The 26,846-nt window shown below is 67.2% G+C and carries 24 protein-coding genes; 13 read left to right on the forward strand and 11 right to left on the reverse strand.

Annotated elements, in window-relative coordinates:
* Nucleotides 1-28 precede the first annotated feature (28 nt).
* Genes RHA1_RS11560 through zwf form a run of 4 tightly spaced genes read right to left on the reverse strand, consistent with a single transcriptional unit; the run spans nt 29 to nt 5,204 of the window.
* Nucleotides 29-1,207: an ROK family transcriptional regulator gene (locus RHA1_RS11560; RefSeq protein WP_009475029.1), complete on the reverse strand. Its 1,179-nt coding sequence runs from the start codon at nt 1,205-1,207 to the stop codon at nt 29-31.
* A gap of 29 nt (nt 1,208-1,236) precedes the next feature.
* Nucleotides 1,237-1,863, reverse strand: a complete 627-nt coding sequence (gene eda, locus RHA1_RS11565) for a bifunctional 4-hydroxy-2-oxoglutarate aldolase/2-dehydro-3-deoxy-phosphogluconate aldolase (RefSeq protein ID WP_009475030.1) — start codon at nt 1,861-1,863, stop codon at nt 1,237-1,239.
* Between the two features lie 12 nt (nt 1,864-1,875).
* Nucleotides 1,876-3,729: a phosphogluconate dehydratase gene (edd, locus tag RHA1_RS11570; RefSeq protein ID WP_011595118.1), complete on the reverse strand. Its 1,854-nt coding sequence runs from the start codon at nt 3,727-3,729 to the stop codon at nt 1,876-1,878.
* A complete protein-coding gene (zwf, locus tag RHA1_RS11575; protein WP_011595119.1) occupies nt 3,726-5,204 on the reverse strand; it encodes a glucose-6-phosphate dehydrogenase in 1,479 nt (492 codons plus the stop codon). The genes edd and zwf overlap by 4 nt, the downstream gene beginning before the upstream one ends.
* Before the next feature lie 151 nt (nt 5,205-5,355).
* Between zwf and RHA1_RS11580 the strand changes: the two genes are divergently transcribed.
* Nucleotides 5,356-6,549: an ROK family transcriptional regulator gene (locus RHA1_RS11580; RefSeq protein WP_009475033.1), complete on the forward strand. Its 1,194-nt coding sequence runs from the start codon at nt 5,356-5,358 to the stop codon at nt 6,547-6,549.
* Nucleotides 6,550-6,598: 49 nt separating this feature from the next.
* Here the strand turns inward: RHA1_RS11580 and catC are convergent, their stop codons facing one another.
* Genes catC through catA form a run of 3 tightly spaced genes read right to left on the reverse strand, consistent with a single transcriptional unit; the run spans nt 6,599 to nt 8,890 of the window.
* Entirely contained in the window at nt 6,599-6,880 is a 282-nt protein-coding gene (gene catC / locus RHA1_RS11585) for a muconolactone Delta-isomerase (RefSeq protein WP_009475034.1), read from the reverse strand.
* A gap of 16 nt (nt 6,881-6,896) precedes the next feature.
* On the reverse strand, nt 6,897-8,018 hold the full coding sequence (locus tag RHA1_RS11590; RefSeq protein ID WP_009475035.1) for a muconate/chloromuconate family cycloisomerase: 1,122 nt from the start codon (nt 8,016-8,018) through the stop codon (nt 6,897-6,899).
* Nucleotides 8,019-8,047: 29 nt separating this feature from the next.
* Nucleotides 8,048-8,890, reverse strand: a complete 843-nt coding sequence (catA, locus tag RHA1_RS11595) for a catechol 1,2-dioxygenase (protein ID WP_009475036.1) — start codon at nt 8,888-8,890, stop codon at nt 8,048-8,050.
* Between the two features lie 207 nt (nt 8,891-9,097).
* Between catA and RHA1_RS11600 the strand changes: the two genes are divergently transcribed.
* Entirely contained in the window at nt 9,098-9,868 is a 771-nt protein-coding gene (locus RHA1_RS11600; RefSeq protein ID WP_009475037.1) for an IclR family transcriptional regulator domain-containing protein, read from the forward strand.
* Nucleotides 9,869-9,882: 14 nt separating this feature from the next.
* Here the strand turns inward: RHA1_RS11600 and RHA1_RS11605 are convergent, their stop codons facing one another.
* Complete coding sequence (locus RHA1_RS11605) at nt 9,883-10,422, reverse strand: dioxygenase family protein (RefSeq protein WP_011595121.1); 540 nt, start codon at nt 10,420-10,422, stop codon at nt 9,883-9,885.
* A 231-nt stretch (nt 10,423-10,653) separates the two neighbouring features.
* Here RHA1_RS11605 and RHA1_RS11610 point away from each other — a divergent pair, with 231 nt between their 5' ends.
* Both RHA1_RS11610 and RHA1_RS11615 read left to right on the forward strand, forming a co-directional pair.
* Nucleotides 10,654-11,601 carry an acyl-CoA thioesterase gene (locus RHA1_RS11610; RefSeq protein WP_005573872.1) on the forward strand — a complete coding sequence of 316 codons (948 nt, stop codon included), beginning with the start codon at nt 10,654-10,656 and terminating at the stop codon, nt 11,599-11,601.
* Between the two features lie 51 nt (nt 11,602-11,652).
* A complete protein-coding gene (locus tag RHA1_RS11615) occupies nt 11,653-13,137 on the forward strand; it encodes a multicopper oxidase family protein (protein WP_011595122.1) in 1,485 nt (494 codons plus the stop codon).
* Nucleotides 13,138-13,147: 10 nt separating this feature from the next.
* Here the strand turns inward: RHA1_RS11615 and RHA1_RS11620 are convergent, their stop codons facing one another.
* Nucleotides 13,148-14,086: an AraC family transcriptional regulator gene (locus RHA1_RS11620; protein WP_011595123.1), complete on the reverse strand. Its 939-nt coding sequence runs from the start codon at nt 14,084-14,086 to the stop codon at nt 13,148-13,150.
* Between the two features lie 165 nt (nt 14,087-14,251).
* Between RHA1_RS11620 and RHA1_RS11625 the strand changes: the two genes are divergently transcribed.
* Nucleotides 14,252-14,812 carry a flavin reductase family protein gene (locus RHA1_RS11625; protein ID WP_009475042.1) on the forward strand — a complete coding sequence of 187 codons (561 nt, stop codon included), beginning with the start codon at nt 14,252-14,254 and terminating at the stop codon, nt 14,810-14,812.
* A gap of 24 nt (nt 14,813-14,836) precedes the next feature.
* Complete coding sequence (locus tag RHA1_RS11630; RefSeq protein ID WP_009475043.1) at nt 14,837-16,453, forward strand: 4-hydroxyphenylacetate 3-hydroxylase family protein; 1,617 nt, start codon at nt 14,837-14,839, stop codon at nt 16,451-16,453.
* A 22-nt stretch (nt 16,454-16,475) separates the two neighbouring features.
* On the opposite strand, the gene RHA1_RS11635 is transcribed toward RHA1_RS11630, so the two are convergent.
* Nucleotides 16,476-17,423 carry an AraC family transcriptional regulator gene (locus RHA1_RS11635; protein ID WP_011595124.1) on the reverse strand — a complete coding sequence of 316 codons (948 nt, stop codon included), beginning with the start codon at nt 17,421-17,423 and terminating at the stop codon, nt 16,476-16,478.
* Between the two features lie 218 nt (nt 17,424-17,641).
* Here RHA1_RS11635 and RHA1_RS11640 point away from each other — a divergent pair, with 218 nt between their 5' ends.
* From RHA1_RS11640 to RHA1_RS11670, 7 genes are all read left to right on the forward strand, one after another.
* Nucleotides 17,642-18,853 carry a cytochrome P450 gene (locus RHA1_RS11640; RefSeq protein WP_011595125.1) on the forward strand — a complete coding sequence of 404 codons (1,212 nt, stop codon included), beginning with the start codon at nt 17,642-17,644 and terminating at the stop codon, nt 18,851-18,853.
* Between the two features lie 2 nt (nt 18,854-18,855).
* A complete protein-coding gene (locus tag RHA1_RS11645) occupies nt 18,856-19,851 on the forward strand; it encodes a 2Fe-2S iron-sulfur cluster-binding protein (protein ID WP_011595126.1) in 996 nt (331 codons plus the stop codon).
* 183 nt (nt 19,852-20,034) lie between these two features.
* Nucleotides 20,035-21,411 carry a benzoate 1,2-dioxygenase large subunit gene (gene benA / locus RHA1_RS11650; protein WP_009475047.1) on the forward strand — a complete coding sequence of 459 codons (1,377 nt, stop codon included), beginning with the start codon at nt 20,035-20,037 and terminating at the stop codon, nt 21,409-21,411.
* 14 nt (nt 21,412-21,425) lie between these two features.
* Nucleotides 21,426-21,935, forward strand: a complete 510-nt coding sequence (gene benB / locus RHA1_RS11655; protein ID WP_009475048.1) for a benzoate 1,2-dioxygenase small subunit — start codon at nt 21,426-21,428, stop codon at nt 21,933-21,935.
* A gap of 36 nt (nt 21,936-21,971) precedes the next feature.
* Nucleotides 21,972-23,510, forward strand: coding sequence for a benzoate 1,2-dioxygenase electron transfer component BenC (gene benC / locus RHA1_RS11660; protein WP_011595127.1), 1,539 nt, complete (start codon nt 21,972-21,974; stop codon nt 23,508-23,510).
* A complete protein-coding gene (locus RHA1_RS11665; protein WP_009475050.1) occupies nt 23,507-24,301 on the forward strand; it encodes a 1,6-dihydroxycyclohexa-2,4-diene-1-carboxylate dehydrogenase in 795 nt (264 codons plus the stop codon). The genes benC and RHA1_RS11665 overlap by 4 nt, the downstream gene beginning before the upstream one ends.
* Before the next feature lie 146 nt (nt 24,302-24,447).
* The gene (locus RHA1_RS11670; RefSeq protein WP_011595128.1) at nt 24,448-25,800 is read left to right on the forward strand and encodes an MFS transporter; all 1,353 of its coding nucleotides are present in this window, start codon (nt 24,448-24,450) and stop codon (nt 25,798-25,800) included.
* Here RHA1_RS11670 and RHA1_RS11675 read toward each other — a convergent pair.
* Nucleotides 25,776-26,843 carry a 2-oxoacid:ferredoxin oxidoreductase subunit beta gene (locus RHA1_RS11675; RefSeq protein WP_011595129.1) on the reverse strand — a complete coding sequence of 356 codons (1,068 nt, stop codon included), beginning with the start codon at nt 26,841-26,843 and terminating at the stop codon, nt 25,776-25,778. The genes RHA1_RS11670 and RHA1_RS11675 overlap by 25 nt on opposite strands.
* Nucleotides 26,844-26,846: the final 3 nt, after the last annotated feature.

Consider the following 26,846-nt stretch of genomic DNA (forward strand, 5'->3'; position numbering starts at 1 on the left):
ACTGGTGGGAGACTTCAGCGGCGAACGGTCAGGCCGGAAGCGCGGATCGCAGACCCAGCGCGACGGCGCCGAGCACCTGCGCCCGGGGGCCGAGTTCGGCGACGCGGATGTCCAGGGAGCGAACTGCGCTGGGCACCGCGTAGCGGCCGACGACCTCGCGCATCGGCCCGAGCAGCAGTTCACCGGCCAGCGCGAGTTCGCCGCCGATGACGAGCCGTTCGGGATTGACGAGGTTGCACAGACTCGCCGCCGCGACCCCGACGTGCCGCCCCGTGTCGGCGAGCACCCGGATGCAGGCGGCGTCTCCGCCCTCGGCCATCGCGACGATGTCGGCGATGGTGAGATCGGGGCCGCGACTCGGTGCGAGCAGCCCGATCACGACGTGCGAGGCGACGAGGGTCTCGAGGCAGCCGCGGTTGCCGCAGCGGCAGACCTGACCGAACTCGTCGAGTGTCAGGTGGCCGATTTCGCCTGCGGTGCCGCCTCTTCCGCGGTACAGCCGGCCGTCGAGGACGAGCCCGGCTCCCACACCGTCGGACAGTTTGATGTAGGCGAGATCGGTTGTCCCCCGGCCCGCTCCCCACATGTGTTCGGCGAGCACGCCGAGGTTCGCGTCGTTGTCGACGTGCACCGCGGTGCCGAGATACTCCGACGCGATGGCCGCCGCGTCGACACCGACCCACCCCGGGAGGATCGACGGGCCGCCGACCTCGCCGGTGTCGGTCTCGAGCGGCGCGGGCAGACCCATGCCGACCGCGAGGACGGACGAACGGTCGCAGCCGAGTCGATCGAGGGCCGCGTCGAGAAGAGCGCCCGCCAGCACCACGCCGTCCTCGGCGCGGTGCCCCGCACCGAGTTCGACGCGCTCCTCGGCGAGCACCTGGTGTGCCATGTCGGCGACGGCCACGGTGAGGTGCCGGTGCCCGAAGTCGATCCCGACCGCGAGCCCCATCTTGCGGGTCAGTCTCACCGCGCGGCCCCGCTGGCCGGGGTGGTCGCCGCCCGGCACGGCAACCATCCCGGCCGCGGTCAATTCCTTGACCATGTTGGACACGGTGGCGGGAGCCAACCCGGTGCGACGCGCGATCTCCGCCTGGGTGAGCTCACCCGACGTCTGGAGTGCGCGGACCACACGGTGCTGGTTGGCGGACTTCAGCGAGGACTGAGAACCCGGCCTCTGAGAGTCACCGTTGTCACTGTCGCGCACGAATTCACCGTACCGCGCCGCTTCTCCTGCTATCGGGCGAGTGCCGCCGCCTCACGCGCGAGGCCGCTGATCCGGTCCCAGTCCTTCTGCTTCACGGCATCGGCGGGCGTGAGCCAGGATCCGCCGACGCAACCGACGTTGGGCAGCGACAGGTAGTCGCCGACGTTCGACGTCGAGATGCCGCCGGTGGGGCAGAATCGTGCCGCCGGAACGGGTGAGTGGATCGAGCCGAGGAACTTCGCGCCACCCGACGCCTCGGCGGGGAAGAACTTGAGTTCGCGGTAGCCGTGCTCGAGCAGGAAGAGGACCTCGGAGACGGTGGCCGCGCCCGGGAGGTGCGGCAGTCCGGTGTCCGTCATGGCCTTCAGCAGAGTTTCGGTGCTACCCGGCGAGACCAGGAACTGTGCTCCCGCGTCGGAGGCCTGCGCAGCCTGCACCGGTTCCACGATGGTGCCCGCGCCGACGCAGATCTCCGGCACCTCGCTCGCGATCGCCTTGATGGCGTCGAGGGCACACGGCGTGCGCAGGGTCAGTTCGATCATCGGGATGCCGCCGGCCACCAGCGCGCGAGCCACCGGCACCGCGTCGCCGAGGTCGTCCACGACGACGACGGGGATGACCGGGACGCGGTCGAGGAGGGAGGGGCTGTTCGTCACTGAAATTTCTCCTTAGACGGGTTGGGGGTGGAAAACGCTGGCGCCCTGGGTCGCCGGTCCGACAGCGGCGCGCAGACCCGCGAAGAGTTCGCGCCCCGTGCCGACCCATTCGTCGGCACCCAGTGCACGACCGGTCGCCGGGCGGGCGGCCAGTTCCTCGTCGTCGAGGTGCACGTTCACGGATCCGGTGACGGCGTCGACGGTGAGGACGTCGCCGTCCCGCACACGCGCGAGCGGTCCGTCGGCGGCCGCCTCGGGGGTGAGGTGGATGGCCGCGGGGACCTTTCCGGAGGCGCCGGACATCCGGCCGTCGGTGACCAGCGCGACCTTCCGGCCCTGGTCCTGCAGAACGCCGAGCACCGGGGTGAGCTTGTGCAATTCGGGCATGCCGTTGGCGCGTGGGCCCTGGTACCGGAGTACGGCCACGAAATCGCCGGTCAACGTGCCCGCCTCGAACGCGGCGAGGAAGTCGAGCTGATCGTCGAAGACCTTGGCCGGAGCGGTCACCACGCGGTGATCCGGGTGGACGGCGGACGTCTTCATCACGCACGAACCCAGGTTTCCGGTGAGCATCTTGAGCCCGCCGTTGACGTCGAACGGATCTTCCGGTCCGCGCAACACGTTGGTGTCGAGGCTGATTCGTGTGCCCGGCTGCCATTCGACGCCTTCGCCCGACAGCTTCGGTTCCTCGGTGTAGCGGCGGAGCCCGGGGCCGACGACGGTCTTCACGTCCTCGTGCAGCAGTCCCGCGTCCAGCATCGAGGACACGACGTAGCCGAGTCCGCCGGCCGCGTGGAAGTGGTTCACGTCGGCCGAGCCGTTGGGGTAGATCCGGGCGAGCAGCGGCACCACCGCGGACAACTCGGACAGGTCGTCCCACGTGAGCGTGATTCCGGCGGCGCGGGCGATCGCCACGAGGTGCATCGTGTGGTTGGTCGAACCGCCGGTGGCGAGCAGCGCCACGCAACCGTTGACCACGGCCTTCTCGTCGACGACCTCGCCGACCGGCGTGTATTCCTCGCCGAGTGCGGTGAGACCGGTGACGCGCCTTCCTGCCTCCGACGTCAGTGCGTCACGCAGCGGGGTACCGGGGTTCACGAAGCTCGATCCGGGCAGGTGCAGGCCCATGACCTCCATGAGGAGCTGATTGGAGTTGGCCGTGCCGAAGAACGTGCACGTGCCTGCGCCGTGGTAACTCGCCGCCTCCGCGTCGAGCAGCTCCTCGCGTTCGGCCTTGCCCTCCGCGTACAACTGCCGCACACGCGACTTCTCGTTGTTGGGCAGACCGGACGTCATCGGCCCGGCCGGGACGAAGATCGTCGGTAGGTGACCGAAACCCAGTGCGCCGATGAGCATCCCCGGCACGATCTTGTCGCACACACCGAGCATGAGGGCGCCGTCGAACATGTCGTGGGACAGTCCGATCGCCGTCGCCATCGCGATGACGTCGCGGCTGAACAGCGACAGCTGCATGCCGTCGCGGCCCTGGGTGATGCCGTCGCACATCGCGGGGACACCGCCGGCGAACTGGGCGATGCCACCGGCCTCCATGACCGCGGCCTTCAGCTGCCGCGGGAAGTGTTCGAACGGCTGGTGCGCCGACAGCATGTCGTTGTACGACGAGACGATCGCGATGTTGGGCTTGACGAAGCTGCGCAGCGCCTTCTTGTCGGCCGGGCCGGATGCGGCGAAGCCGTGCGCGAGGTTTGCGCAGGCCAGCTTGCCGCGCGCCGGGCCGCGGTCGCCCGCCGCCCGGATGCGGTTCAGGTAGACCGTGCGCTCGGGTTTGCTGCGTTCGATGATGCGTTCGGTGACGGCGGCGAGGACGGGGTGCACGTCGGCCGTCGGTGTGGGTGCGTCGGTCATGCGGTGACTCCTTCGTGCCAGGCGCGGCCGTCGCGCTCGATCAGGGTGGTCGCGTCGGTGGGTCCGTTGGTGCCCGCCGGGTAGCGGCGCGGGGCGCGCTCGGACTTCTCCCAGCCGACGAGGATCTGCTCGACCCACTCCCAGGCGGCCTCGACCTCGTCGCGGCGCATGAACAGGGTCGGGTTACCCCGGACCACGTCCATCAGCAGCCGCTCGTAGGCGTCGGGCGACGGACGCTTGAACGTTTCGATGTAGTTGAGGTCCAACGACACGGGCTTGAGCCGGATACCGCCGGGGCCGGGTTCCTTCGCCGTCATGTGCAACCGCATGCCCTCGTGAGGCTGCAACTGGATCACCAGGCGGTTGGGTTCGCTGTGGCCCTCGCTGCCGGGGAACATGGGGTGCGGAACGGGCTTGAACTGCACCACGATCTCCGAGCAGCGCCGGTCCATGCGCTTGCCGGTGCGCAGGTAGAACGGCACGCCGGCCCAACGCCAGTTCTGGATCTCGGCCTTGACGGCGATGAACGTCTCGGTGGTGCTCGCCGGGTTCTCGACGTCCTCCTGGTATCCGGGGACGGCGATCCCGTCGGCCAGGCCGGGGCCGTACTGGCCTGCGACGGTGCAGCGTTCGACGTCCTGCGGGCTCATCGGCTTGAGGGCCTGGAGGACCTTGAGCTTCTCGTCTCGCACGGTCTCGCGGTCGACGTAGGTGGGCGGTTCCATCGCGACGAGGCAGAGCATCTGCAGGAGGTGGTTCTGCAGCATGTCGCGCAGGGCACCCGCCGACTCGTAGTAGCCGCCGCGACTGCCGACTCCGAGCGACTCGGCGACGTTGATCTGCACGTGGTCGATCGACGAGGAGTTCCACAGCGGTTCGAGGAACGTGTTGGCGAATCGCGTGACCAGAAGGTTCTGGACGCTCTCCTTGCCGAGATAGTGGTCGATGCGGAAGATCTGCGATTCCTCGAACACGGCGCCGACTGCGTCGTTGACGGCGCGGGCCGAGGCGAGGTCGTGTCCGATCGGCTTCTCCAGCACGACGCGGGACTGTGCGTCGGCGAGACCGTTCAGGGCGAGGTTGTCACAGATCGGCCCGAACAGTCCGGGAGCGCAGGCCAGATAGAAGACCCGGATCGCCCCTTCCCGCGCGGCGAGGCACTCGCTGAGGCCCGCCCAGTTCTCGGGGTCCCCGGCGTCGACGGAGACGTATTCGAGGCGATTGAGAAATCGCTCACAGGTGTCCGAATCCAGCTGATCGCCGGAGACGAACCGCGCGAGTTCTCCTCGCACCTTGTCGCGGTAGCCGTCGGTGTCGAGACCGGCTCGCGAGGCACCGATCACGCGGGTTTCTGCGGGCAGCTGGCCGTCCCTGTCGCGCAGGTAGAGCGCAGGAAGCAGCTTACGAACCGCCAGGTCGCCGGTCCCGCCGAACACGACGAAATCGCACGGTTCCACGGTGGTCGCTGGTGACATGTCATCTCCCTCTGAAAGCCGGATGTGTGGGCCGTCACAGACGACAGTAGGCGACCTTTGGCTTTCGATCAATACAGACTTACGTATTTCTGAGAACAAAGATCACGGCCTTACGTTGTCAGACGCGTGTCCGGTTGGTTGAATGGCCTGCATGCGGACGCCTCGCTCGACGACCTCCCCGGCGACGGGTGGCGACGTCTTCGCCCTCATTCGCGCAGGGCAAGCAACGACGCGCACGGAGATCGGCACCCTCACCGGCCTCTCCCGCACCGCGGTCGCGGCGCGGGTTTCCTCGCTGCAGGCGTCGGGGCTCGTCGTCGAACGCGAGGAGGGCGTCTCGACCGGGGGTCGCCCGCCGGTGAAGCTCTCGTTTCACGTTCAGGCCGGTGTCGTGCTGTCGGCGGCCATCGGCCGGAGCCGCACCCAGCTGGCCATCTGCGACCTCGCGGGCGACGTCATCGTCGCCGAGGACGTGGAGCAGGAGATCGGCACCAGCCCGGCCGAGCTGATGCCCGTCATCGCGCAACGCCTCATCGCGCTGCGCGAGAGTCTGGGCGAGACCGCGGGACGGACGGTCGGGATCGGGATCAGCCTCCCCGGCACCGTCGACACCGAACGCGGGTGCAGCCTGAACTCCCCCATGATGTCGGGCTGGGACGGCGTCCCCCTCCAGCCGTTCCTCGCCGACGTCACCGACGCACCCGTCTTCGTCGACAACGACGCCAACGTCATGGTCCTGGCGGAACGGCGCGGAGAACGCCGCGACTTCGCCGACATGCTGCTCATCAAGGCGTCGACCGGCCTGGGCGCGGGACTCGTGTCCGGCGGCGTTCTCCAGCGGGGCGCCCTCGGCGCGGCGGGCGAGATCGGGCACACGAAAACCGCAGCGGCACAAGGAGTGGTGTGCCGCTGCGGTGATGTGGGGTGTATCGAGGCCGTGGCCGGCGGGTGGGCGCTGGTCCGCAATCTGCAGGAGCAGGGACGCGAAGTCACCCACATCCGCGACGTCATCACCCTCGCCCTGGCCGGGGACGCCGAGGCCCGGCGGATGATCCGTGAGAGCGGACGGCAGATCGGCGAAGTGCTGTCGGGCGCGATCAACCTCCTCAACCCGGAGGTCGTGATCGTCGGCGGCGACATGGCGCAGGCCTACGACACGTTCGTCGCGGGGCTACGCGAAACCCTCTACGGCAACGCGATCGCCGTTGCCACCCAACAGCTTCAGATCCTCCCCTGGACGCACGGGGAACTGTCGGGAGTGGTCGGAAGCGCAACCATGGCGCTCGACCACGTCCTCAGCGTGCGCGCCGTCGATCGGCTACTCGCAGGCGCTCCGCGCCCGTGAGCGGTTGACGAGTCCAGAGACTCGCTGACCACACACGGGCCCGGAGGGCCTACTTGACGTCGGAACCGTGCCGGGTGAGCGGCATGATCTCGATCGTCATGTACGGGAACAGTGGAAGGTTCCACAGGATCTCGTGCAGTTCGTCGGCCGACTCGACGTCGAAGATGCTGATGTTGCTGTACTGGCCGACGATCCGCCAGATCTCGGGCCACTTGCCGGAGCGTTGGAGCTCCTGCGAGTACGCCTTCTCCTTGGCGATGGTCTCGTCCCGGACCTTCGGGTCGAGGTCACGGGGAATGGCGACGTCCATGCGGACGTGAAAGAGTGCCATCGGGTGGGTGTGCTCCTTAGTTCCTGGTCCAGGTCTTGACTGCGTCCATGTTCAGCTCGATTCCGAGGCCGGGTCCTTCGGGCAGGAACACCTGGCCTTCGGCGTAGCGGATCGGTTCCTGCAGCAACTCCTCACTGAACAGCAGCGGTCCGAACAGTTCGGTGCCGAAGTCGATGCCGGGTTCCGCGCACGCGAAGTGGATGGACGCCGCGGTTCCGATCGGGCCTTCGATGGACGTGGCTCCGTGGCAGGCGATTCCCGCTGCCTTGGCGATCGCGACCACCTCGCGGCTCTTCTTCAGTCCGCCGCATTTGGTGGTCTTGAGGGCGATGACGTCCGCGGCGCCGCGGCGTGCGACCTCGAGGGCGTCGTGCGGAGTCTGCACGCTCTCGTCCGCCATCACCGGGACGGGGACGAGGCGGTTGAGCTCGGCGAGGACCTCGAGCTGCTCACCTGGCGTGGGCTGCTCGATCAGTTCGACGCCGCCTTCGACGAGGCGGGGCACGTACTTCAGCGCGGTGAGCCTGTCCCAGCGGGCGTTGACGTCGATGCGGACGCCGGCCTTGCCCTGCAGAGCCTGCGCGATCTGGACCACCCGCGCAGTGTCGACGGCGGGATCGAGCGCACCCATCTTCAGCTTGAAACTGAAGTGCCGCTTCGACTCGACGAGACCGAGGGCCTCCTCGATGATCTCCTCGGCGGGTGCGGCGCCGAGGGCCCATGTGACGTCGACGCCCTTGCGGAAGGCGCCGCCGAGCAGCGTGTGCACGGGCACACCCAGGCTGCGGGCCCAGGCGTCGTGCAACGCGACGTCGACGGCGGCCTTCGCGAAACGTGCATTGGCGACGACTCGTTCGATGTCCGACATGATGCCGGTGATCTCGTCGACGCCCCGCCCCAGCAGCACCGGGACGATGTACTTCTCGACGATCGCCTGCATCGTCTCCACCGATTCGCCGCCCCACCACGGGCCGCCGGGGACGACGCCCTCGCCGTAGCCGGTCACGCCGCCCGCGGTGGTGACGGCGACGAGCAACAGCGGCTGCGCCGTCATCGACGTGGTGGCGAACTTGTGGGGACGCACCAACGGCACATCGAGGATCGTCGTTTCGATGGAAACGATCGACAGGTCGGTCATCGGATCACTTTCTCTACGGGTGGAACGGGTCACGCGGGGTCGAGCACGAAGTTGTAGGTGACGTGGTTCTTGCCGTCGTCACCGGTCTTCGGGTCGAGGATCAGTTCCGGCTTGGTCGCCGACGCGACGTCGCTGTCGATCCACTCGCCGCCCTTGAAGTACAGCTGCGTGGTCACCGATTCCTTGCCCGGTGCCGACACGATGAGGTGCAGGTGCGCGGGACGCCACGGGTGACCGTTCTGCGCCTCGATGAACTGACCGGTCGGGCCGTCGGTCGGGATCTGGTAAGGCGCCGGCTGGATCGTGGTGATCTCGTAGCGGCCCTCTTCGTCGGCGATGATGGTGCCGCGCAGGTTCCATTCGGGCAGGTGCGGGGCGAACTGCGAGTAGTAGCCGTCGTTGTCGGCGTGCCACAGTTCGACCTTGGCGCCCGCGAGGCCGTTGCCGTCCAGATCGGTGACCTGGCCGGAGAAGACGAGCGGGGTGATCTTCTCGTCCTCGGGACGCATGGGCAGGGTGCACTTCGACGGCAGTTCGGGGGAGTTCTCGATGTAGTACGGGCCCTCGATGCTGCCCTTGGTGCCCTTGCGGCTGCGGGCGAGAACCTCTTCGACGGAGTGCTCGATGAACACGTCGAGGAACAGCGGCCACTCGCCACCCTCGCCGACGTCGATCAGCCACTGCTTGAACACGCGGTACTCGGGGTAGGTGACGCCGTGCTTCAGGATCACGTCGTTGAGTGCGCCGAGCGCATCCTTGGCGATGGCCGCGAGCCGCTCCGGCGAGGTGTCGGCGGTGACGCGCTCGGCCTTGAACTTGTCGGTGGCGGCGGAGCCGGATCCGGCGGCGGTGGGGCTCTCGGTGGTGGTCATTTGTTTCTCCTTGGGCTGGGAGGGGATCGGATTGGGCTGATATCGAGTTTTGGGCGACGCGGTGGGTGTTCACGCGCCGGAGGCCTTGCATGTGTACGCTATGCGTACTAACATCACGCTGTGCGTACACCACTACTGTGCGCGCAGTCACATTGAAATGTCAACCCCGAGTCCGAATTTGCACACGAAGCGCTGGTGGAGGCCGCAATGACCGAGAGCGATCGCGATTACATCCAGAGCATCGAGCGCGGCTTCGCAGTGCTTCTCGCGTTCGACGCGCAGCGTCCGAACCCGACGCTCGCCGAACTCGCCACCGAAGCGGGACTGTCGCGCCCCGCGGTTCGCCGGATCCTGCTCACCCTGCAGAAGCTGGGGTACGTCGCCGGCTCGGGAGGCCGGTGGTCGCTCACTCCTCGCGTGCTCAGCATCGGACAGCACTACTCGGAGTCGCACGCACTGATCGAGGCCGCGATGCCCCGCCTGCTCGAGGTGGCCGAGAAGACCCAGGAGTCCGCGTCGCTCGGCGTGCTCGACGGCGCCGACGTGGTCTACGCGGCGCGCGTTCCCGTCCGCCGGATCATGAGCATCAACGTCTCCGTCGGCACCCGCGTCCCCGCCTACGCCACGTCCATGGGCCGTGCGCTCCTGGCCTGGGCCCCCGCGGATGTCGTCGAGCGGGTGGTCGCCGAGTCCACGTTCCAGAAACTCGGACCCGAGACCATCGGCACGGCAGCCGAACTCGAGCGGGAACTCGCCAAGGTCCGCGAGCAGGGGTTCGCCCTGACGTCCGAGGAGTTGGAGAAGGGTTTGATTTCGCTGGCCGCCCCCGTCCACGACGCGGGCGGCACAGTGGTCGGCGTGGTCGCGTGCTCCACGTCGTCCGCACGGAACACTCCGGCGCAGTTCCGGGAACAGGCCGTTCCCTGCGTCCTCGCCGCCGCGGCCGCCCTGAGCGCGGACATGGGTTTCGCCGGCTGACGGCGTCACGTCGGTCAGATCGGGTCGAGCACGAAGTCGCAGGAGACCTGTCCGCCGGCACCGAGGTCGACGGGCGACTCGACGGCGGACGCGACCACTTCTCGCGACGCGCCCGGGGTCGGCACCAGGCGTGTCTCGAGCGGCCGGAAGCCGCGCGCGTGCACGACGACGTTGACGTGTCCGATATCGGCTTCGCCTCGGGCGCTGGAGAATTCACATGGCGCGGGCTGCACGGTCGAGATGTCGAAGCGGCCCCCGGCGCACGTGACGACGATGCCGCGCAGGTTGTTGCGCAGAATTTCGACGGAGTACCCGGAGTAGCAACCGTCGGCGTCCGCGTGCCAGATCTCGAGCTCCGCCCCCGACAGCGGTTCGCCGTCGCGTGAGCGCACGATTCCCGCGATGCGGAGCGGAGTTCCCGGTTCGCCGGGAAGTGCCGCGAGGTTCGCCTTCCACGGCAGCACTCGCTGCGCGGGGAGGTAGAACTCCCGGTCGACGTGGTCGAGGCCTGCCTGGTCCACGTGAGGTGCGGTCGTCGTCGATGTCGAGGTCATCACCTGATCCGATCCTCTCGTACGCTGTGCGTACATTTAGAACGCTGTGCGGTCGATGTCGAGTGTGCGCGTGGTCACACGCATTCGTCAACCTCGGTCCGTTCACATCGCGGACGGGTCGGCCCGGTGCATCTGTGGGATAATTTCCCCGCCACCGGCGGACAACGACGTTTCGCCGTCCCCGGTTCGCGCCCTCGTGCCGGCCACGTCGAATTCCCGAGGATCACATCGATGACCACGCCTCCCCGCAGCATCACCCTCCGCTTCCTGGCCGCACCCACCGAGGTGGCGACGCTCGGAGGGGCCGTCCAAGGGGGCCGGATCCTCGAATGGATCGACAAGGCCGCCTACGCCTGCGCGGTCGGTTGGAGCGGGAGCTATTGCGTCACCGCCTACGTGGGAAACATCAAGTTCACCCGGTCCATCGAGTCGGGACACCTCGTCGAGGTCGAAGCCCGGCTCGTCCACACCGGGCGCTCCAGCATGCACATCCAGTGCACCGTGTCGTCGGCCGACCCGCGCACCGGACAGTTCACCGAGGCCAGCAACTGCCTGATCATCTTCGTCGCCGTCGACGATTCCGGTAAGCCGACGAGTGTGCCGCCGTGGCAGCCCGTCACCGCCACCGACCGCGCCGAGTCCGAGGAGGCGGTCATGCGAATCGGCCTGCGGGCCGACATCGAAGAGGCGATGAGCAAGCAGAACTACACCGACGCGGGCACCGCACCGGAATCGCTCACCCGTTTCCTCGCCGCGCCCACCGACGTCAACTGGGGCGGCAAGACGCACGGTGGAACCGTGATGCGCTGGATCGACGAGGCCGCCTACCTGTGCGGCACGTCGTGGAACGGCACGCCGTGCGTGTCCGTCTACGCCGGCGGGGTGCGCTTCTACCGCCCGATCCAGATCGGTCACGTCGTCGAGGTCGACGCCCGCCTGCTGCACACCGGTGCGCAGACCATGCACATCTCGGTGCACGTGCGGTCCGGCGACCCGCGCACCCGCGAAATGAACCTCACCACGCATTGCCTCACCGTCGTCGCCGCCGTCGACGAGGACGGCGCCGCGACGGCAGTGCAGCAGTGGGTGCCCCAGTCCGACGAGGACCGCAAGCTGGAGGCGCACGCCCGCGAACTCATCGCCCTCCGCGACCGGGCGCGAATCGGCGCCCTGGCGTAATCCGCCCGAGTAGCGTCACGGGAAACGGTCTACCCGCGGAAGGAGCGGGGGATGCCCGGGAACCGTCCACTCGACCCGCAGTTGTCCCGGCGGCGTGTGCTGCAGTGGGGAGCGGGAGCCGCACTCCTCGGGCTCACCGGGGCCTGCGCCCGCAGCGACGACACCGAGGCTGCGATCGGACCCGACTCCCCGGAGGTGCGCGCGTACGCCGAGTCCGAGGAACGCCGGTTTCCCGGCGGCAGACCGATCGCCTATGAACTCTCCGCGACGCAGTCCGACGTCGACATCGCAGGTACCCGCACCGCCGCATGGTTGTACAACACGCAACTGCCGGGCCCGATCCTGCGGGCCGACGTCGGGGACAGGGTCCAGGTGCGGTTTCGCAATCAGCTCCCGGATCCCACCACCGTGCACTGGCACGGGCTGGCCATCCGCAACGACATGGACGGGGTCCCGGACGTTACCCAGGCTCCGATACCGGCGGGCACAGAGTTCGTGTACGACTTCATCCCGCCCGACTCGGGCACGTACTGGTACCACACGCACGGCGACCTCCAGCGCGGCCGGGGGCTGTACGGGGCCCTGATCGTCGACGATCCCGCGGCACCCGCGAACTACGACGCCGAATTCGTGGTCGTGCTCTCCGACTGGTTGACCGACCGCACGCCGTCGCAGGTCTTCGACGAACTCCGCGGCGGGCGGATGACGTCCATGGCCGAGATGACGTCGCCCGTGCTCAGCGGCGACTCCGGCGACGTCCGGTACCCGGTGTACCTCCTGAACGGGAAACCACCCGGCGATCCGGCCGTCTTCACGGCACGGCCGGGGCAACGCGCCCGTATCCGGCTGATCAACGCGGGTGACGACACCGCGTTCCGGGTCGCGCTGGGTGGCCACCGGTTGACCGTCACGGATACGGACGGTTTCCCCGTCGAACCGGTCGACACCGACTCGGTGCTGATCGGCATGGGCGAGCGGTACGACGCCGTCGTCACCCTGCAGGACGGGGCGTTCCCGCTGGTTGCGGTCGCCGAGGGGAAGGGCGCGCAGGGATTCGCGGTGGTGCGCACCGGCGGTGGCGCGGCCCCCGACCCTGCCGTGGTGCCCCGCGAACTGGGCCCTCCCCCGCTCACCGTGGCCGACCTGCGGGCCACCGACGCCGTCCGGCTCCCCGTCGTCGACCCGGGTGTCACCCTGGAGGCGTCGCTCGGCGGCGACATGAAGCAGTACGTGTGGACGGTGAACGGCCGGGCTTATCCCGACCACACGCCGCTGACCGTCCACCGGGACCAGCGAGTGCGGCTGGTCTACACGAACCCCACGATGATGTTCCACCCCATGCACCTGCACGGGCACACGTTCGCCGTGGCCCGGCCGGACGGCTCCGGACCGCGGAAGGACACCGTGATCGTGCTTCCCGGGCAGACCGTCGCCGCCGACATCGACACGACCAACCCTGGTCGGTGGATCACGCACTGCCACAACGACTATCACCTTGCCGCCGGGATGGCGACGATCTTCTCCTACGTGAGCTGACGCCGCACCGTCAGCCCCGGAGCGCTTCCGAGGGCGCCACGCCGTACTTCCGGCGGTACGCCGCCGCGAACCGGCCCGTGTGGGTGAAACCCCAGCGCATCGCGACCTCGGCGACCGTCGACGAACCGTCCGCGCGCAGCAGGTCGTCGTGGACGCGTTCGAGCCGCACGTTCAGCAGGTAGTCGCGGGGGCTCACCCCGACGTACTCCTGGAATCCCTCCTGCAGGCGGCGGACCCCGACACCCGCGATCCCGGCCATCTCGGCCGCCGTCCACGCCCGCGCGGGGTCGGCGTGGATCTCGTCGATGACGCGCTTGACGATGCGCGGCCGGGTACCGGCACCGGCCGTCTCGTCGTCCGGGATCGCCGCCAGGACCAGTGCCGTGGTGACCGCCCCTGACAGTTGCTCGGCGACGAGCGGGTTCGTGTAGATGCCGCCCGACCGCAGCATCTGGTCGAGCAGTGACCGCACCAGGGCCAGCCAGCTGGCACCGTTCTCGCTGGTCAGGTCCAGCTGCGGGGGAAGTCGCAGCCCTGGCCGCGCCAGGATCCGCGCCATCTCGCGGTGCAGGTAGTCGCGGTCGACGCGCACGCCGATGATCGAGCAGTCCTTGCTCCAGTCGGTGATGAGCGTCGTCGTGTCGGGTGGGCATATCGTTCCCTCCCCGGGCACGGACGACACCTCGTGCTTGCCGGTCACCGATTCCAGATGTCCCGACAGCGGCACGTTGATCGCATACGCGCCAGGGTGGTCGGTTTGGATCGACACGTCGGCGCCCCAACCGATATGGGTGATCTTCACGGGCCCGAGTTCCACCGCCTCCGCGACGGTGTTGCCCGCGTTCGACCTGTTCAGCGGGGTCAGCCGGTGCGGGAAGTACACGTCCGACACCACGTGCGACGCTTCGTCCCAATCTTCGGGGCGAATCAGCTTGGACGCGGGCAGCATGGCACCAGTGTGACTACGGACACCTTCGATTGCAATTTTCGGCGTGATCCAAGTCACCGCGCAAAGCGGATCACCTCCGCGCTCAGCGGATCGACGCACCGTTCCCACGGTCGTACTTTCGTCCGTATCTCATCAGCGCCCCGGACAGGAAGGGAGGCTCCGACCATGGAGCAACGCGAACTCCGGAACATTTTCGGGCAGTTTGCCAGCGGAGTCACGGTCATCACGTGCGCCAACTCCGAGGGCCTGCCGCACGGAGCGACGGTCACCGCCTTCACCGCCGTCTCGATCGAGCCGAGACTGTGCCAGATCACCCTGACCCGAAAGTCCAAGGCCTGCAACTACTTGAGCAAGGCGCCGTTCGCTGTCAACATTCTCGCCGCCGACCAGGTGGACACCGCGATGCATTTCGCCGGGCGACCGCAGAACCCCGAACCCGTGTGGGCCGACGGACCGACCGCCCCCATCATCTGCGGTGCCGCCGCCACGTTGTCGTGCCGGCCGTGGGCCGAGTACGACGGCGGCGACCACATCATCTTCATCGGTGAGATCGTCGCGGCCGAATCCAGCGGCAAGGACCCGCTGCTTTTCTACCGGAGCACCTTCCACGACCTCGGCTCACCGTCCGCGTCGGCCGCGTGGAACGGATCGATGGACGATCCGAACAACGGCTGGTTCGACTCCACCACCTCCTTCACCCCATTCCATCTTCAGCCCGCCAACTGACCGCCCGATCCGAAAGGACATTCCATGACCACCACCGAAAATGCTCCCGAGACCGCGCTCGACCCGACGAAGGTCAACCCGGCCGCAGACTGCGAAGCCAACCGCACCGCCAACTTCGCGTCGCGCCCGATGACCGGCGACGAGTACATCGAGTCGTTGCGCGACGACCGCGAAATCTGGTTGCACGGCGAGCGTGTCGAGGACGTCACCACGCATCCGGCGTTCCGCAACCCCATCCGGATGACCGCACGCCTCTACGACTCGATGCACACCGGCGAACACGTCGACAAGGTCACCACCCCCACCGACACCGGCAACGGCGGCGTCACGATGCCGTTCTTCAAGGCACCGAAGTCCTCGGACGACCTGCTGAAGGAACGCGACGCCATCGCCACCTGGGCGCGCATGACGTACGGCTGGATGGGCCGGTCCCCCGATTACAAGGCCTCCTTCCTCGGCACCCTGCATGCCAACAAGGAGCTGTACTCCCCGTTCCAGGACAACGCAGAACGCTGGTACAAGGAATCGCAGGAAAAGGTTCTCTACTGGAACCACGCGATCATCAACCCGCCCGTCGACCGCCAGCTCCCGCCCGACGAGGTCGGCGACGTGTTCATGAAGGTGGAGAAGGAGACCGATGCCGGCCTCATCGTCAGTGGCGCCAAGGTCGTGGCCACCGGCTCGGCCATCACCAACTACAACTTCATCGCCCACTACGGCCTGCCGATCAAGAAGAAGGAATTCGCCCTCATCTGCACCGTCCCGATGGACGCACCGGGCGTGAAGCTGATCTGCCGGTCCTCGTTCACCCAGAACGCGGCCGTGATGGGCACCCCGTTCGACTACCCGCTGTCGAGCCGCATGGACGAGAACGACACCATCTTCATCTTCGACAAGGTGCTCGTACCGTGGGAGAACGTCTTCATGTACGGCGACGTCGACAAGATCAACGGCTTCTTCCCGCAGTCCGGATTCCTGCCCCGCTTCACGTTCCAGGGCTGCACCCGTCTCGCCGTGAAGCTCGACTTCATCGCCGGCATGCTGATGAAGGCCCTCGACGCCACCGGCGCGGGCGGTTTCCGCGGCGTGCAGACCCGCGTCGGTGAGGTCATCGGCTGGCGAAACCTGTTCTGGTCACTCACCGAATCGATGGCACGCAACCCCGAGCCGTGGATCGGCGACACCGTCATCCCCAAGCTCGAATACGGCCTCACGTACCGCATGTTCATGATTCAGGGCTACCCGCGGATCAAGGAGATCATCGAACAGGACGTCGCGTCCGGTCTGATCTACCTGCCCTCGAGCGCCCGCGACTTCAAGAGCCCCGACGTCCGCCCGTACCTCGACAAGTACGTCCGCGGCTCCGACGGCATGACCGCCGTCGAACGTGTCAAGATCATGAAGGCACTGTGGGATTCGATCGGCAGTGAGTTCGGCGGCCGGCACGAACTCTACGAGCGCAACTACTCCGGCAACCACGAAAACGTCAAGGCGGAACTGCTGTTCGCCGCCGAGAACCGTGGCGACGTCGCCTCCATGAAGGGCTTCGCCGAGCAGTGCTTGTCCGAATACGACCTCGACGGCTGGACGGTCCCCGACCTCATCGGCAACGACGACGTCTCGTACTTCGGCAACAAGTAACCGCACAGCCGCGCAATCCCCGTCAGAAGCGAATCAGCTCTGACGGGGATTTGCCGTATCGCCGGCGGTACGCGGCAGAGAACCGGCCCGCATGGGTGAACCCCCACCGGGCAGCGACTTCGGAGACCGTGACACCGGGTTCCAGTGCCCTCAGGTCGGCGTCGGCGCGACTCAGGCGGATGTCGAGGAGGCATTCCGACGGACTGCGCCCGACGTACTCGCGAAACCCTTCCTGCAACCGGCGGACGCTGGTACCCGCCAGCTCGGCCATGTCGGCTGCCGTCCAGGCGCGGGCCGGGTCGTCGTTGAGTCCGTCGAGCACTCGTTTGACGATTCGCGGTCGGGGTGCGCCGCCGCGCACCTCCTCGTCGGGCGTGACGGCCAGGATGAACGCCGAGGTGATCGCGCCGGCGAGCTGTGGGCCGACCACCGGGTTGGCCAGGAGGTCGGCCGGCTCCCGCAGTTGCGCGGTCAATGAGCGCACCAGACGAAACCAGCTGTGTCCCGGGGCCTCGGTGAGATCGATCTGCGACGGTAGGTGCAGCCCGGGCCGCAGGTCGGAGCCGAGGATCCGGTCAGCCTCCTGCTCGAGGTAGGCGCTGTCGAATTTGACGCCGAGCACCGAGCAGTCGCCGCTCCACCGGGTGATCAGGGTCGGCTCGTCCGCCCGGAAGACCGTGGCCTGACCGGGCCGAGACAGCACCGTGTCGCCCTGCGAACAGGACTCCAGCGAACCGGACAGCGGAATGTTGATCTCGTACGCATCCGGATAGTCGCACTCGATCGACACGTCGGCACCCCAGCCCAGCCTCCCGAGAGTGACGGGGCCGAGGTCAACGGTCCGCATCGACAGCTTCATCGCTCCGTTCGGCGACAAGTCGGTCAACGTGTGGGGAAAGTACGCACCGGCCACCGCCCTCGACGCCGCATCCCAGTCCTGGGTTTCGGTGATCGTCGATGCCATCGTCATGCACCTGCCTCACTGAAGAATCGTTCCGACCTCATTGAAACCGTGTCGTCACGCCTAGTCGAGGATAACTGAGACCGCAATCACAAGTAGTCGCGCAGATGGTCCAGAGACCGCGCAGAGTGGCTAGACCACCCTCCTGCGACGGCCTACCTTCTTCCTCACCCCGCTCACACAACGAAAGTTGTTTCCGAGCAGTTGCTTTGAATGAGGAGATTCAGATGACCGCCACCCTGTCTTGGATCGACGAGATCACGATGACGGAACTCGAGCGCAACCCGTACCCCGTCTACGAGCGGCTGCGCGCCGAGGCGCCGCTGGCCTACGTGCCGGTCCTCGGCTCGTTCGTCGCGACCACCGCCGACCTGTGCCGCACCATCGCCAACAGCCCCGACTTCGAGGGGATCATCACCAAAGCCGGCGGCCGCACGTTCGGTCACCCTGCGGTGATCGGCGTCAACGGCGAGATCCACCGCGATCTCCGCTCGATGGTCGACCCCGCACTGCAACCGTCGGAGGTGGACCGCTGGGTCGACGGACTCGTCCGCCCCATCGCGCGGCGCTACGTGGAGCAGTTCGAGAACGACGGCAAGGCCGATCTGGTCTCGCAGTACTGCGAACCCGTCAGCGTGCGCGCGCTCGGTGACCTCCTGGGGCTGAACGAGGTCAGCTCGGACACGTTGCGCGACTGGTTCCACCGGCTGTCGAACTCCTTCACCAATGCCGGAGTGGATGCGGACGGCGAGTTCACGAACCCGGAGGGATTCGTGCAGGGCGACGAGGCCAAGGCAGAGATCCGGGCCGTCGTCGATCCGCTCATCGACAAGTGGACCGTCCACCCCGACGACAGCGCCATCTCGCACTGGCTGCACGACGGCATGCCCGAAGGACAGGTCCGCGACCGCGAGTACATCTACCCCACGCTCTTCGTCTACCTGCTGGGCGCGATGCAGGAACCCGGGCACGGAATGGCATCGACACTCGTGGGCCTGTTCACCCGCCCCGAGCAGCTCGAGGCCGTCATCGACGAGCCTGCCCTGATTCCGCGGGCGATATCCGAGGGAATGCGCTGGACCTCCCCGATCTGGTCGGCCACGGCCCGCATCAGCACCAAGGACGTCACGCTCGGGGACGTGTTCCTTCCCGAAGGATCCGTGGTCCTGTTGTCCTACGGTTCGGCCAACCACGACACCGCCGTCTACGACGCCCCCTCCGACTACGACATGACGCGCCCTCCGCTCCCCCACCTGGCGTTCGGTTCCGGCAACCACGCGTGCGCGGGTATCTACTTCGCGAACCACGTCTGCCGCATCGGCCTGGAGGAGTTGTTCGAGGCGATCCCGAACCTCGAACGTGACTCCGGCGCGGACGTGGAGTTCTGGGGCTGGGGTTTCCGCGGCCCGACCGCCCTCCGGGCCACGTGGGAGGTGTAGCCGTGACCTTCACCGTTTCGGTCGCCGCGGACAGGGTGGAATGCCGCCCCGACCAGCCGATACTCGACGCTTTCCTCCGGGGCAGCGTGTGGATGCCGAACTCGTGCAACCAGGGCACGTGCGGAACGTGCAAGCTGCGGGTCGTGTCGGGATCGGTCGATCATGGGCGTTCGCCCGAGGACACGCTCACCCAGGCCGACCGCGAGCAGGGTTTCGCCCTGGCCTGCCAGGCCACACCGTGCAGTGACACCGTGGTGGAACGCCTGGACACGGCGCCGGCGGGCACCGTCCACGCCCTGCGGGACCTCATCGGCACCGTGAGTGCGATCGAGGACGTCGCCCGTGACACGCGGCGGGTTCTCGTCACGCTCGACAGCCCGCTCGAATTCTCCGCAGGGCAGTACGTCGAACTGCGAGTACCCGGCACCGACCACTGCCGCCAGTACTCGATGGCGAACACGCCGGGCGAGTCGAAACAGCTCGAGTTCCACATCCGCAGGCAACCGGGTGGAGTCGCGACGGACGGTTGGGTCTTCGGCACGCTGTCCGTCGGCGAGCGAGTCGAGATGACGGGGCCGCTCGGCGACTTCCGTCTCGATCCGGAGGACGAGGGTCCGATGATCCTGCTCGGCGGCGGAACCGGGCTTGCCCCGCTGAAATCGATGGTCCGCCAGGCACTCACGGTCACACCGGAACGCGCGATCCACCTCTATCACGGCGTGCGGGAAGCAGCCGACCTGTACGACGTCGACCTGTTTCGGGAGTGGGAACGCGCGCACCCGGGGTTCCGATACGTTCCGTGTCTGAGCGATTCGACGTGGTCCGGCCGGACGGGCTTCGTCACCGACGCGTTCGTGGAGGACTTCGACACCTGTCGCGGCTACTCCGGGTACCTGTGCGGGCCGCCGGCGATGGTCGACGCCGGAGTCAAGGCGTTCAAGCGCCGGCGCATGGCTCCTCGACGCATCTTCCGGGAGAAGTTCACGCCCGCCGCGTGACGACCGCACCCCGATGCGTACGCCGAGGCCCTCCGAGCCTCGGCGTACGCATGCCGGACACGTCCTAGTCAGTACTCGGTAAATGCCTAGTGTGATGCAGCGCACAGGCTGCAAGAGTGGAATTCATTGCCGGACCCGGGCGCCCTCGCAGGGCGCAAGCCCCCGGAGATCTTGGAGGATCCCATGACTGACACCCTGTACACAGCGCCGTCCGACGACGTGCGCGCCAAGCTGGCCGACGCGCTGATCGAGGACGCGGAAACCGGCCGCTACCAGGTGCGACGCAGCGTATTCACGGACGAGGACCTGTTCGAACTCGAGATGAAGCACATCTTCGAGGGCAACTGGATCTACCTGGCCCACGAAAGCCAGATCCCGAATGTCGGCGACTACTTCACCACGTACATGGGCCGCCAGCCGATCGTGATCTCCCGCAACAAGGAGGGCGAACTCAACGCCCTGGTGAACGCGTGCAGCCACCGCGGCGCCATGCTCTGCAGGCGCAAGACGGACAACCGGACCACGTTCACCTGCCCGTTCCACGGCTGGACGTTCAACAACTCCGGCAAGCTCCTCAAGGTCAAGGACCCGCGTGAGGCCGGCTACCCGGAACAGTTCAACAAGGACGGCTCCCACGACCTCACCAAGGTCGCGCGGTTCGAGAACTACCGCGGTTTCCTGTTCGGCAGCCTCAATGCCGACGTCCCGCCGCTCGAGGAGCACCTCGGTGACACCACGAAGATCATCGACATGATCGTCGACCAGTCGCCCGACGGCCTCGAGGTCCTGCGCGGTGCGTCCACCTACACCTACGACGGCAACTGGAAGCTGCAGACCGAGAACGGTGCCGACGGCTACCACGTGTCCGCCACCCACTGGAATTACGCCGCGACCACGTCGCGCCGGGAGTCGGGCGAGTCCACCAACGCCACGAAGGCGATGGACGCCGGCAAGTGGTCGAAGCAGCAGGGCGGATACTACTCGTTCGACAACGGTCACCTGCTGCTGTGGACCAAGTGGGCCGACCCCGCCAACCGTCCCCTCAACGAGCGTCGCGACGAACTCGTCGCCGAGTACGGCGAGGACCGCGCCGACTGGATGATCGGTGTGTCGCGCAACCTGTGCCTGTACCCGAACGTGTACCTGATGGACCAGTTCGGTTCGCAGATCCGGCATTTCCGTCCGATCTCCGTCGACAAGACCGAGGTCACCATCTACTGCATCGCCCCCAAGGGTGAGAGCCGCACGGCACGCGCCGCCCGCATCCGCCAGTACGAGGACTTCTTCAACGCCACCGGCATGGCCACCCCGGACGATCTCGAGGAGTTCCGCTCCTGCCAGAAGACGTACCAGGCCGGCGCCGCCCCGTTCAACGACCTGAGCCGCGGTGTCACCCACCAACTCCAGGGCCCCGACGAGGACGCGAAGAAGATCGGCATCAACCCCATCTCCAGCGGTGTGAAGACCGAGGACGAGGGCCTGTACCCGATCCAGCACGGCTACTGGGTGCAAGCGCTCACCAAGGCGCTCGACGCCGACGTTGCCGCGAACAACCGCTGAGGGAGACGAGAAACATGACCGCAGTAGCCGAAAGCACTGTCACCCAGCACGACATCGAACAGTTCCTCTACCGTGAGGCCCGCTACCTCGACGACCGCGAGTTCGAGAAGTGGATCGAGTGCTACCACCCCGCCTCCGAGTTCTGGATGCCGGCGTGGGCCGACGACGGTGAACTGACCACCGACCCGATGACCGAGATCTCCCTGATCTACTACGCCAACCGCGGTGGCATCGAGGACCGGGTGTTCCGCATCAAGACCGACCGGTCGAGCGCGACGAGCCTGCCGGAACCCCGCACCGGTCACAACATCTCGAACGTCGAGGTCATCGAGCGTCGCGGCGACGTCGTGGACGTCCGGTTCAACTGGTTCACGCTCTACTTCCGGTACAACACGGTCGACACGTACTTCGGGAATTCGTTCTACACCATCGATTTCTCCGGTGAGCAGCCTCTGATCCTGAAGAAGAAGGTCGTGCTCAAGAACGACTACATCCACCACGTGGTCGACATCTACCACATCTGAATTCTTCCCCATTCTTCGCGAATCGAGCTGTTTTCCATGACTTTCCAAGTTGCACTGAGTTTCGAGGACGGGATCACCCGCTTCATCAAGTGTGACGGCGACGAGACGGTCGCCGACGCGTCCTACCGCGCGCGCATCAACATTCCCCTCGACTGCCGAGACGGGGCGTGCGGCACCTGCAAGTCGCTCTGCGAATCCGGCACGTACGACGGCGGCGACTACATCGAGGAGGCGCTCACCGACGAAGAGGCGGAGCACGGTTACTGCCTTCCGTGCCAGATGATGCCGGAAAGCGATCTGGTACTGCAGATCCCGACCACGTCCGACGTCGCCAAGACCGCCGCGGGCACGTTCACGTCGACGGTCACGGAGATCCGCAAGTTCTCCGACACCACCATCGGGTTCACGATCGAGATCGCGAACCGGGACGACCTCGTCTTCCTCCCCGGCCAGTACGTGAACATCACCGTTCCCGGAACCGAAGCGACGCGCTCGTACTCGTTCAGCACCGGACCCACGTCGAAGGAACTGTCGTTCCTGGTCAAGATCACCGACGGCGGCCTGATGTCGGAGTACCTGCGCAGCCGCGCACAGGTCGGCGACACGCTCGAGTTCACCGGCCCGATGGGAAGCTTCTTCCTCCGCGAGCAGAAGCGTCGCGCCCTGCTGCTGGCCGGCGGCACCGGGCTGGCCCCGCTGCTGTCGATCCTCGACAAGATGCGCACCGACGCCGCCGACCACCCCGTGCACCTGGTCTACGGTGTCTCGTCCGACGCGGACCTGGTGGAACTGGACAAGCTCGAGGAATACACGAAGTCCCTGCCCCAGTTCACGTTCGACTACTGTGTGTCCGACCCGGCGAGCAGTGCGCCGAACAAGGGTTACGTCACCGGACTGTTCGAGCCCGCACACCTGAACGACGGCGATGTGGACGTGTACCTGTGCGGTCCGCCTCCCATGGTCGAGGCGGTGCGCGACCACCTGAAGTCGGAGGGCGTCACGCCGGCGAACTTCTACTTCGAGAAGTTCAACAACGCGGCGACGCCCAGTGGGTCCGAGGCGTCCGCACCGCCGGCGGCCGAGACGGTCGAGGCGGCCCCCGAGTACGAGATCGGCGAGGAACACCAGCCTCTGTCCGAGTCGGACGCACAGTTCGACGCCCGCATGGCGCTCGAACTCGGTGCGATGGAACTGACCATCGGCCGGATGACGCAGGAACAGCTGTCCGAGTACCGGATCCTCGCCGAGACCTCGTGCGAATCGATCGAGAACGACCACTTCACGGACGCCGGCGCGTTCACCGACACCAACGCCGCCTTCCACGAATTCCTGTTCCGGTGCACCGCCAACGACGTGCTCCTCGAGGCGTACAACCGCCTGGAGGTCACGCAGCTCATGACGAAGGTGCTCCGCACCGCGGACTGGGTGGACGAGCACATCCAGCACGACCACCTCGACATCGTCACCGCGTTCGAGAAGGGCGACCGGGCCGCCGCCCACGACCTGATCGTCAGCCACAGCGCGCACGCGAAGGCCACCATGTGCCGCGCCATCGAAAGGAGTGCCGTCGCATGAGCGGACTCGTCACTCCGCACCGCTTCGACGGCAAGGTCGTCGCGGTCACCGGCGCAGCGCAGGGCATCGGCCTGACGGTCGCGACCCGACTCGCGGCCGAGGGTGCGTCGCTGATCCTGATCGACCGGGCCGAAATCGTCCACGAGGTCGCGAAGGGGTTGCGCGAGAACGGCACCGACGCGCACAGCATCACCGCCGACCTGGAACAGTTCGCCGACGCCGAGGCGGCGATCGACGAGGCGCGGCAGCAGCACGGCCGGCTCGACGTACTGATCAACAACGTCGGCGGCACCATCTGGGCCAAGCCGTACGAGCACTACACGGCGGAGCAGATCCAGGCGGAGGTGCAGCGGTCGCTGTTCCCGACCCTGTGGACGTGCCGCGCCGTCCTCCCCCACCTGATCGCGCAGCAGTCGGGCACCATCGTCAACGTGTCCTCGGTGGCCACGCGGGGCGTCAACCGCGTGCCCTACGCGGCGTCGAAGGGCGGGGTCAACGCCCTCACCGCCTCCCTGGCTCTCGAAGCCGCGCAGTACGGAATCCGTGTGGTCGCCACCGCTCCCGGCGGCACCGAGGCGCCCGCTCGCCGTGTTCCCCGCGGTCCCGGCGCTGAGACCGACCAGGAAAAGGCCTGGTACCAGCAGATCGTCGACCAGACCGTCGACTCGTCCCTGCTGAAGCGGTACGGAACGCTGGACGAGCAGGCCGCGGCCATCGTCTTCCTGGCCTCCGACGAGGCCACCTATATCACCGGGACGGTGCTGCCCGTCGCCGGTGGCGACCTCGGCTAGCAGCCCACAGATCTCGACCGCCTCATCGGCGGGGCGCATTGCATCGTCTCGCCGTTGGGGCATTTCTTTAGCCGAATTCGATTGTGACACAGCGCACTTACGAGTACTACCCGGTTCCCCGTCACACCCACCGAGCGGAGATTACCATGAACCCATCCACCACCCCCGAAAGCTGGGCAAGTCCGAGACACCGTAGTGCCGTCACGTGGGTCGTCGCGATCGCCACGATCGCGATCATCTTCGACGGCTACGACCTGGTCGTGTACGGCACCATCCTCCCGACGTTGATGAACGATCCCGGCGAACTCGGGGAGATCTCCGCGCAGCAGGCCGGGGCGCTGGGCTCGTACGCGCTGATCGGGGTCATGGTGGGCGCACTGACGGCCGGCGCCGTCGGCGACTACCTCGGCCGGCGGCGCATGATGCTCGTCAACATCGTCTGGTTCTCCATCGGAATGGGACTCGCCGCGCTGGCCACCAATGTGACCATGTTCGGCCTGCTGCGATTCTTCACCGGCATCGGAGTCGGTGGCCTCGTCGCCACTGCCGGGGCGATGGTGGCGGAGTTCGCACCGCCCGGGAAGCGAAACCTGTACAACGCCATCGTCTACAGCGGCGTCCCCGCCGGCGGGGTGCTCGCCTCCCTCCTCGCGATCGTCCTGCGCGACACGATCGGCTGGCGCGGCCTCTTCTGGATCGGCGCACTGCCCATCGTGATCCTGCTTCCGCTGGCTCTCGTGAAGCTGCCCGAGTCGCCGAAGTGGCTCGTCGCCCGCGGCCACGAGGACAAGGCACGCCGCATCTCCGAACGCACCGGCATCCCGATGCCCGACGCCGACGAGATCGCCGCGGAACGGGCGTCGGTCGAGAAGGTCGGCTTCGCCGCACTCGCGACGCGCCGTTACGCCTGGGGCACTGCTCTTCTCGGAATGATGAGCTTCTCCGGTCTGCTGCTCACGTACGGACTCAACACGTGGCTTCCGAAGATCATGGAAGACGCCGGTTTCAACGCGAAGGGTTCGCTGTCGTTCCTGCTCGTCCTCAACGGCGGCGCGATCCTCGGCGGCCTGATTGCCTCCAAGGTCGCCGACGGCATCGGACCGCAACGCGTCGTCGCCACGACGTTCGGTCTCGCCGCGCTGGCCCTGATCCTGCTGACGCTCGGATTCCCGCTCCCGGTGCTCCTCGCGTCCGTCGCCGTCGCCGGAGTCGGCACCATCGGCACCCAGGTCCTGATCTACGGCTTCGTCTCCAACTATTACTCGACGTCCGCGCGCGGCGCCGGGGTGGCCTGGTGCGCCGGATTCGGCCGGCTGGGCGGCATCTTCGGCCCCCTGATCGGCGGAGCACTGATCAGCGCCGGAATCAGCAGCCAGGTGGCGTTCTACGTCTTCGCGGGCATCGCCGTCCTGGGCGGGATCGTGACATTCTTCGTTCCGCGCGCACGGGTCACCCGCGCTGCGCCGGCAGCCGCCTACTCCACCGTCCAGGTGTCGTGACCGGTCAGCAGTCGCTGCAGCGAGCCGTCGTCGACGGGGTCCTTCTCCTGCGCGATCTCGTTCTGCAGGCGCACCATGTCGTCGTACGTGTCCCGCGTGACGCTGCGGAACACACCGGTCACGGTGTGGGTGAGGTCCTGGTCGGAGAGCCTCGACAGTGCGTACGCGTAGTCGGGGTCGTCGGTGTGGGCGTCGTGCACGACGATGTCGTCCCGGTCGACGTCGGCGGTCGCAACCACCTTCAGACCGAAACCCGATCGGACGACGCAGTATTCGCCTGCTCCGCCGAAGACGATCGGCTCGCCGTGGGTCAGCGGGATGAGGCGCTGCTCGGAACCGTCCTTGCGTAGGACGTCGAACGAGCCGTCGTTGAAGATCGGGCAGTCCTGGTAGATCTCCACGAACGACGTGCCGCGGTGGGCCGCAGCCTGCCGCAGCACCTCCGTCAGCCCCTTGCGGTCCGAGTCCATGGCGCGGGCCGCGAAGGTGGCCTCGGCTCCCAGCGCGAGGGACAGTGTGTTGAACGGGTGGTCCACCGACCCCAGCGGAGTCGACTTGGTGACCTTGCCGACCTCCGACGTCGGCGAGTACTGCCCCTTGGTCAGTCCGTAGATCCTGTTGTTGAACAACAGGATCGTCATGTTGACGTTCCTCCGCAGGGCGTGGATGAGATGGTTGCCCCCGATCGACAGTGCGTCGCCGTCGCCGGTCACCACCCACACCGACAGGTCGGGGCGCGTCACCGCGAGACCCGTCGCGATGGCGGGCGCACGACCGTGGATCGAGTGCAGGCCGTACGTGTCCAGGTAGTACGGGAACCGGCTCGAGCATCCGATGCCGGAGACGAACATCAGATTCTCGCGTCGGAGTCCCAACTCCGGCAGGAAACTTCGGATCGTGGCGAGGATGACGTAATCGCCGCACCCCGGACACCAACGGACCTCCTGGTCCGTCGTGAAGTCCTTGGCCTTCTGCGGTTCGTCAGTCCTGGGCACGTGCGCGGTGGCGCTCAGGCCCAGATCCGCACCGACACGACTGATCATCCG

This window comes from Rhodococcus jostii RHA1 (genome assembly GCF_000014565.1).
Classification (GTDB): Bacteria; Actinomycetota; Actinomycetes; order Mycobacteriales; family Mycobacteriaceae; genus Rhodococcus_F; species Rhodococcus_F jostii_A.

Coding starts and splice junctions, on each gene's coding strand:
- zwf (WP_011595119.1), bottom strand. CDS start 5,204: ATGTCACCAGCGACCACCGTGGAACCGTGCGATTTCGTCGTGTTCGGC.
- RHA1_RS11590 (WP_009475035.1), bottom strand. CDS start 8,018: ATGACCGACCTGTCGATCGTTTCCATCGAAACGACGATCCTCGATGTG.
- benA (WP_009475047.1), top strand. CDS start 20,035: ATGACTGACACCCTGTACACAGCGCCGTCCGACGACGTGCGCGCCAAG.
- RHA1_RS11580 (WP_009475033.1), top strand. CDS start 5,356: ATGCGGACGCCTCGCTCGACGACCTCCCCGGCGACGGGTGGCGACGTC.
- RHA1_RS11665 (WP_009475050.1), top strand. CDS start 23,507: ATGAGCGGACTCGTCACTCCGCACCGCTTCGACGGCAAGGTCGTCGCG.
- RHA1_RS11675 (WP_011595129.1), bottom strand. CDS start 26,843: ATGATCAGTCGTGTCGGTGCGGATCTGGGCCTGAGCGCCACCGCGCAC.
- RHA1_RS11605 (WP_011595121.1), bottom strand. CDS start 10,422: ATGACCTCGACATCGACGACGACCGCACCTCACGTGGACCAGGCAGGC.
- catA (WP_009475036.1), bottom strand. CDS start 8,890: ATGACCACCACCGAGAGCCCCACCGCCGCCGGATCCGGCTCCGCCGCC.
- benB (WP_009475048.1), top strand. CDS start 21,426: ATGACCGCAGTAGCCGAAAGCACTGTCACCCAGCACGACATCGAACAG.
- RHA1_RS11600 (WP_009475037.1), top strand. CDS start 9,098: ATGACCGAGAGCGATCGCGATTACATCCAGAGCATCGAGCGCGGCTTC.
- catC (WP_009475034.1), bottom strand. CDS start 6,880: ATGGCACTCTTTCACGTCCGCATGGACGTCGCCATTCCCCGTGACCTC.
- RHA1_RS11625 (WP_009475042.1), top strand. CDS start 14,252: ATGGAGCAACGCGAACTCCGGAACATTTTCGGGCAGTTTGCCAGCGGA.
- RHA1_RS11615 (WP_011595122.1), top strand. CDS start 11,653: ATGCCCGGGAACCGTCCACTCGACCCGCAGTTGTCCCGGCGGCGTGTG.
- edd (WP_011595118.1), bottom strand. CDS start 3,729: ATGACCGACGCACCCACACCGACGGCCGACGTGCACCCCGTCCTCGCC.
- RHA1_RS11635 (WP_011595124.1), bottom strand. CDS start 17,423: ATGACGATGGCATCGACGATCACCGAAACCCAGGACTGGGATGCGGCG.
- RHA1_RS11670 (WP_011595128.1), top strand. CDS start 24,448: ATGAACCCATCCACCACCCCCGAAAGCTGGGCAAGTCCGAGACACCGT.
- benC (WP_011595127.1), top strand. CDS start 21,972: ATGACTTTCCAAGTTGCACTGAGTTTCGAGGACGGGATCACCCGCTTC.
- RHA1_RS11610 (WP_005573872.1), top strand. CDS start 10,654: ATGACCACGCCTCCCCGCAGCATCACCCTCCGCTTCCTGGCCGCACCC.
- RHA1_RS11640 (WP_011595125.1), top strand. CDS start 17,642: ATGACCGCCACCCTGTCTTGGATCGACGAGATCACGATGACGGAACTC.
- RHA1_RS11630 (WP_009475043.1), top strand. CDS start 14,837: ATGACCACCACCGAAAATGCTCCCGAGACCGCGCTCGACCCGACGAAG.
- RHA1_RS11620 (WP_011595123.1), bottom strand. CDS start 14,086: ATGCTGCCCGCGTCCAAGCTGATTCGCCCCGAAGATTGGGACGAAGCG.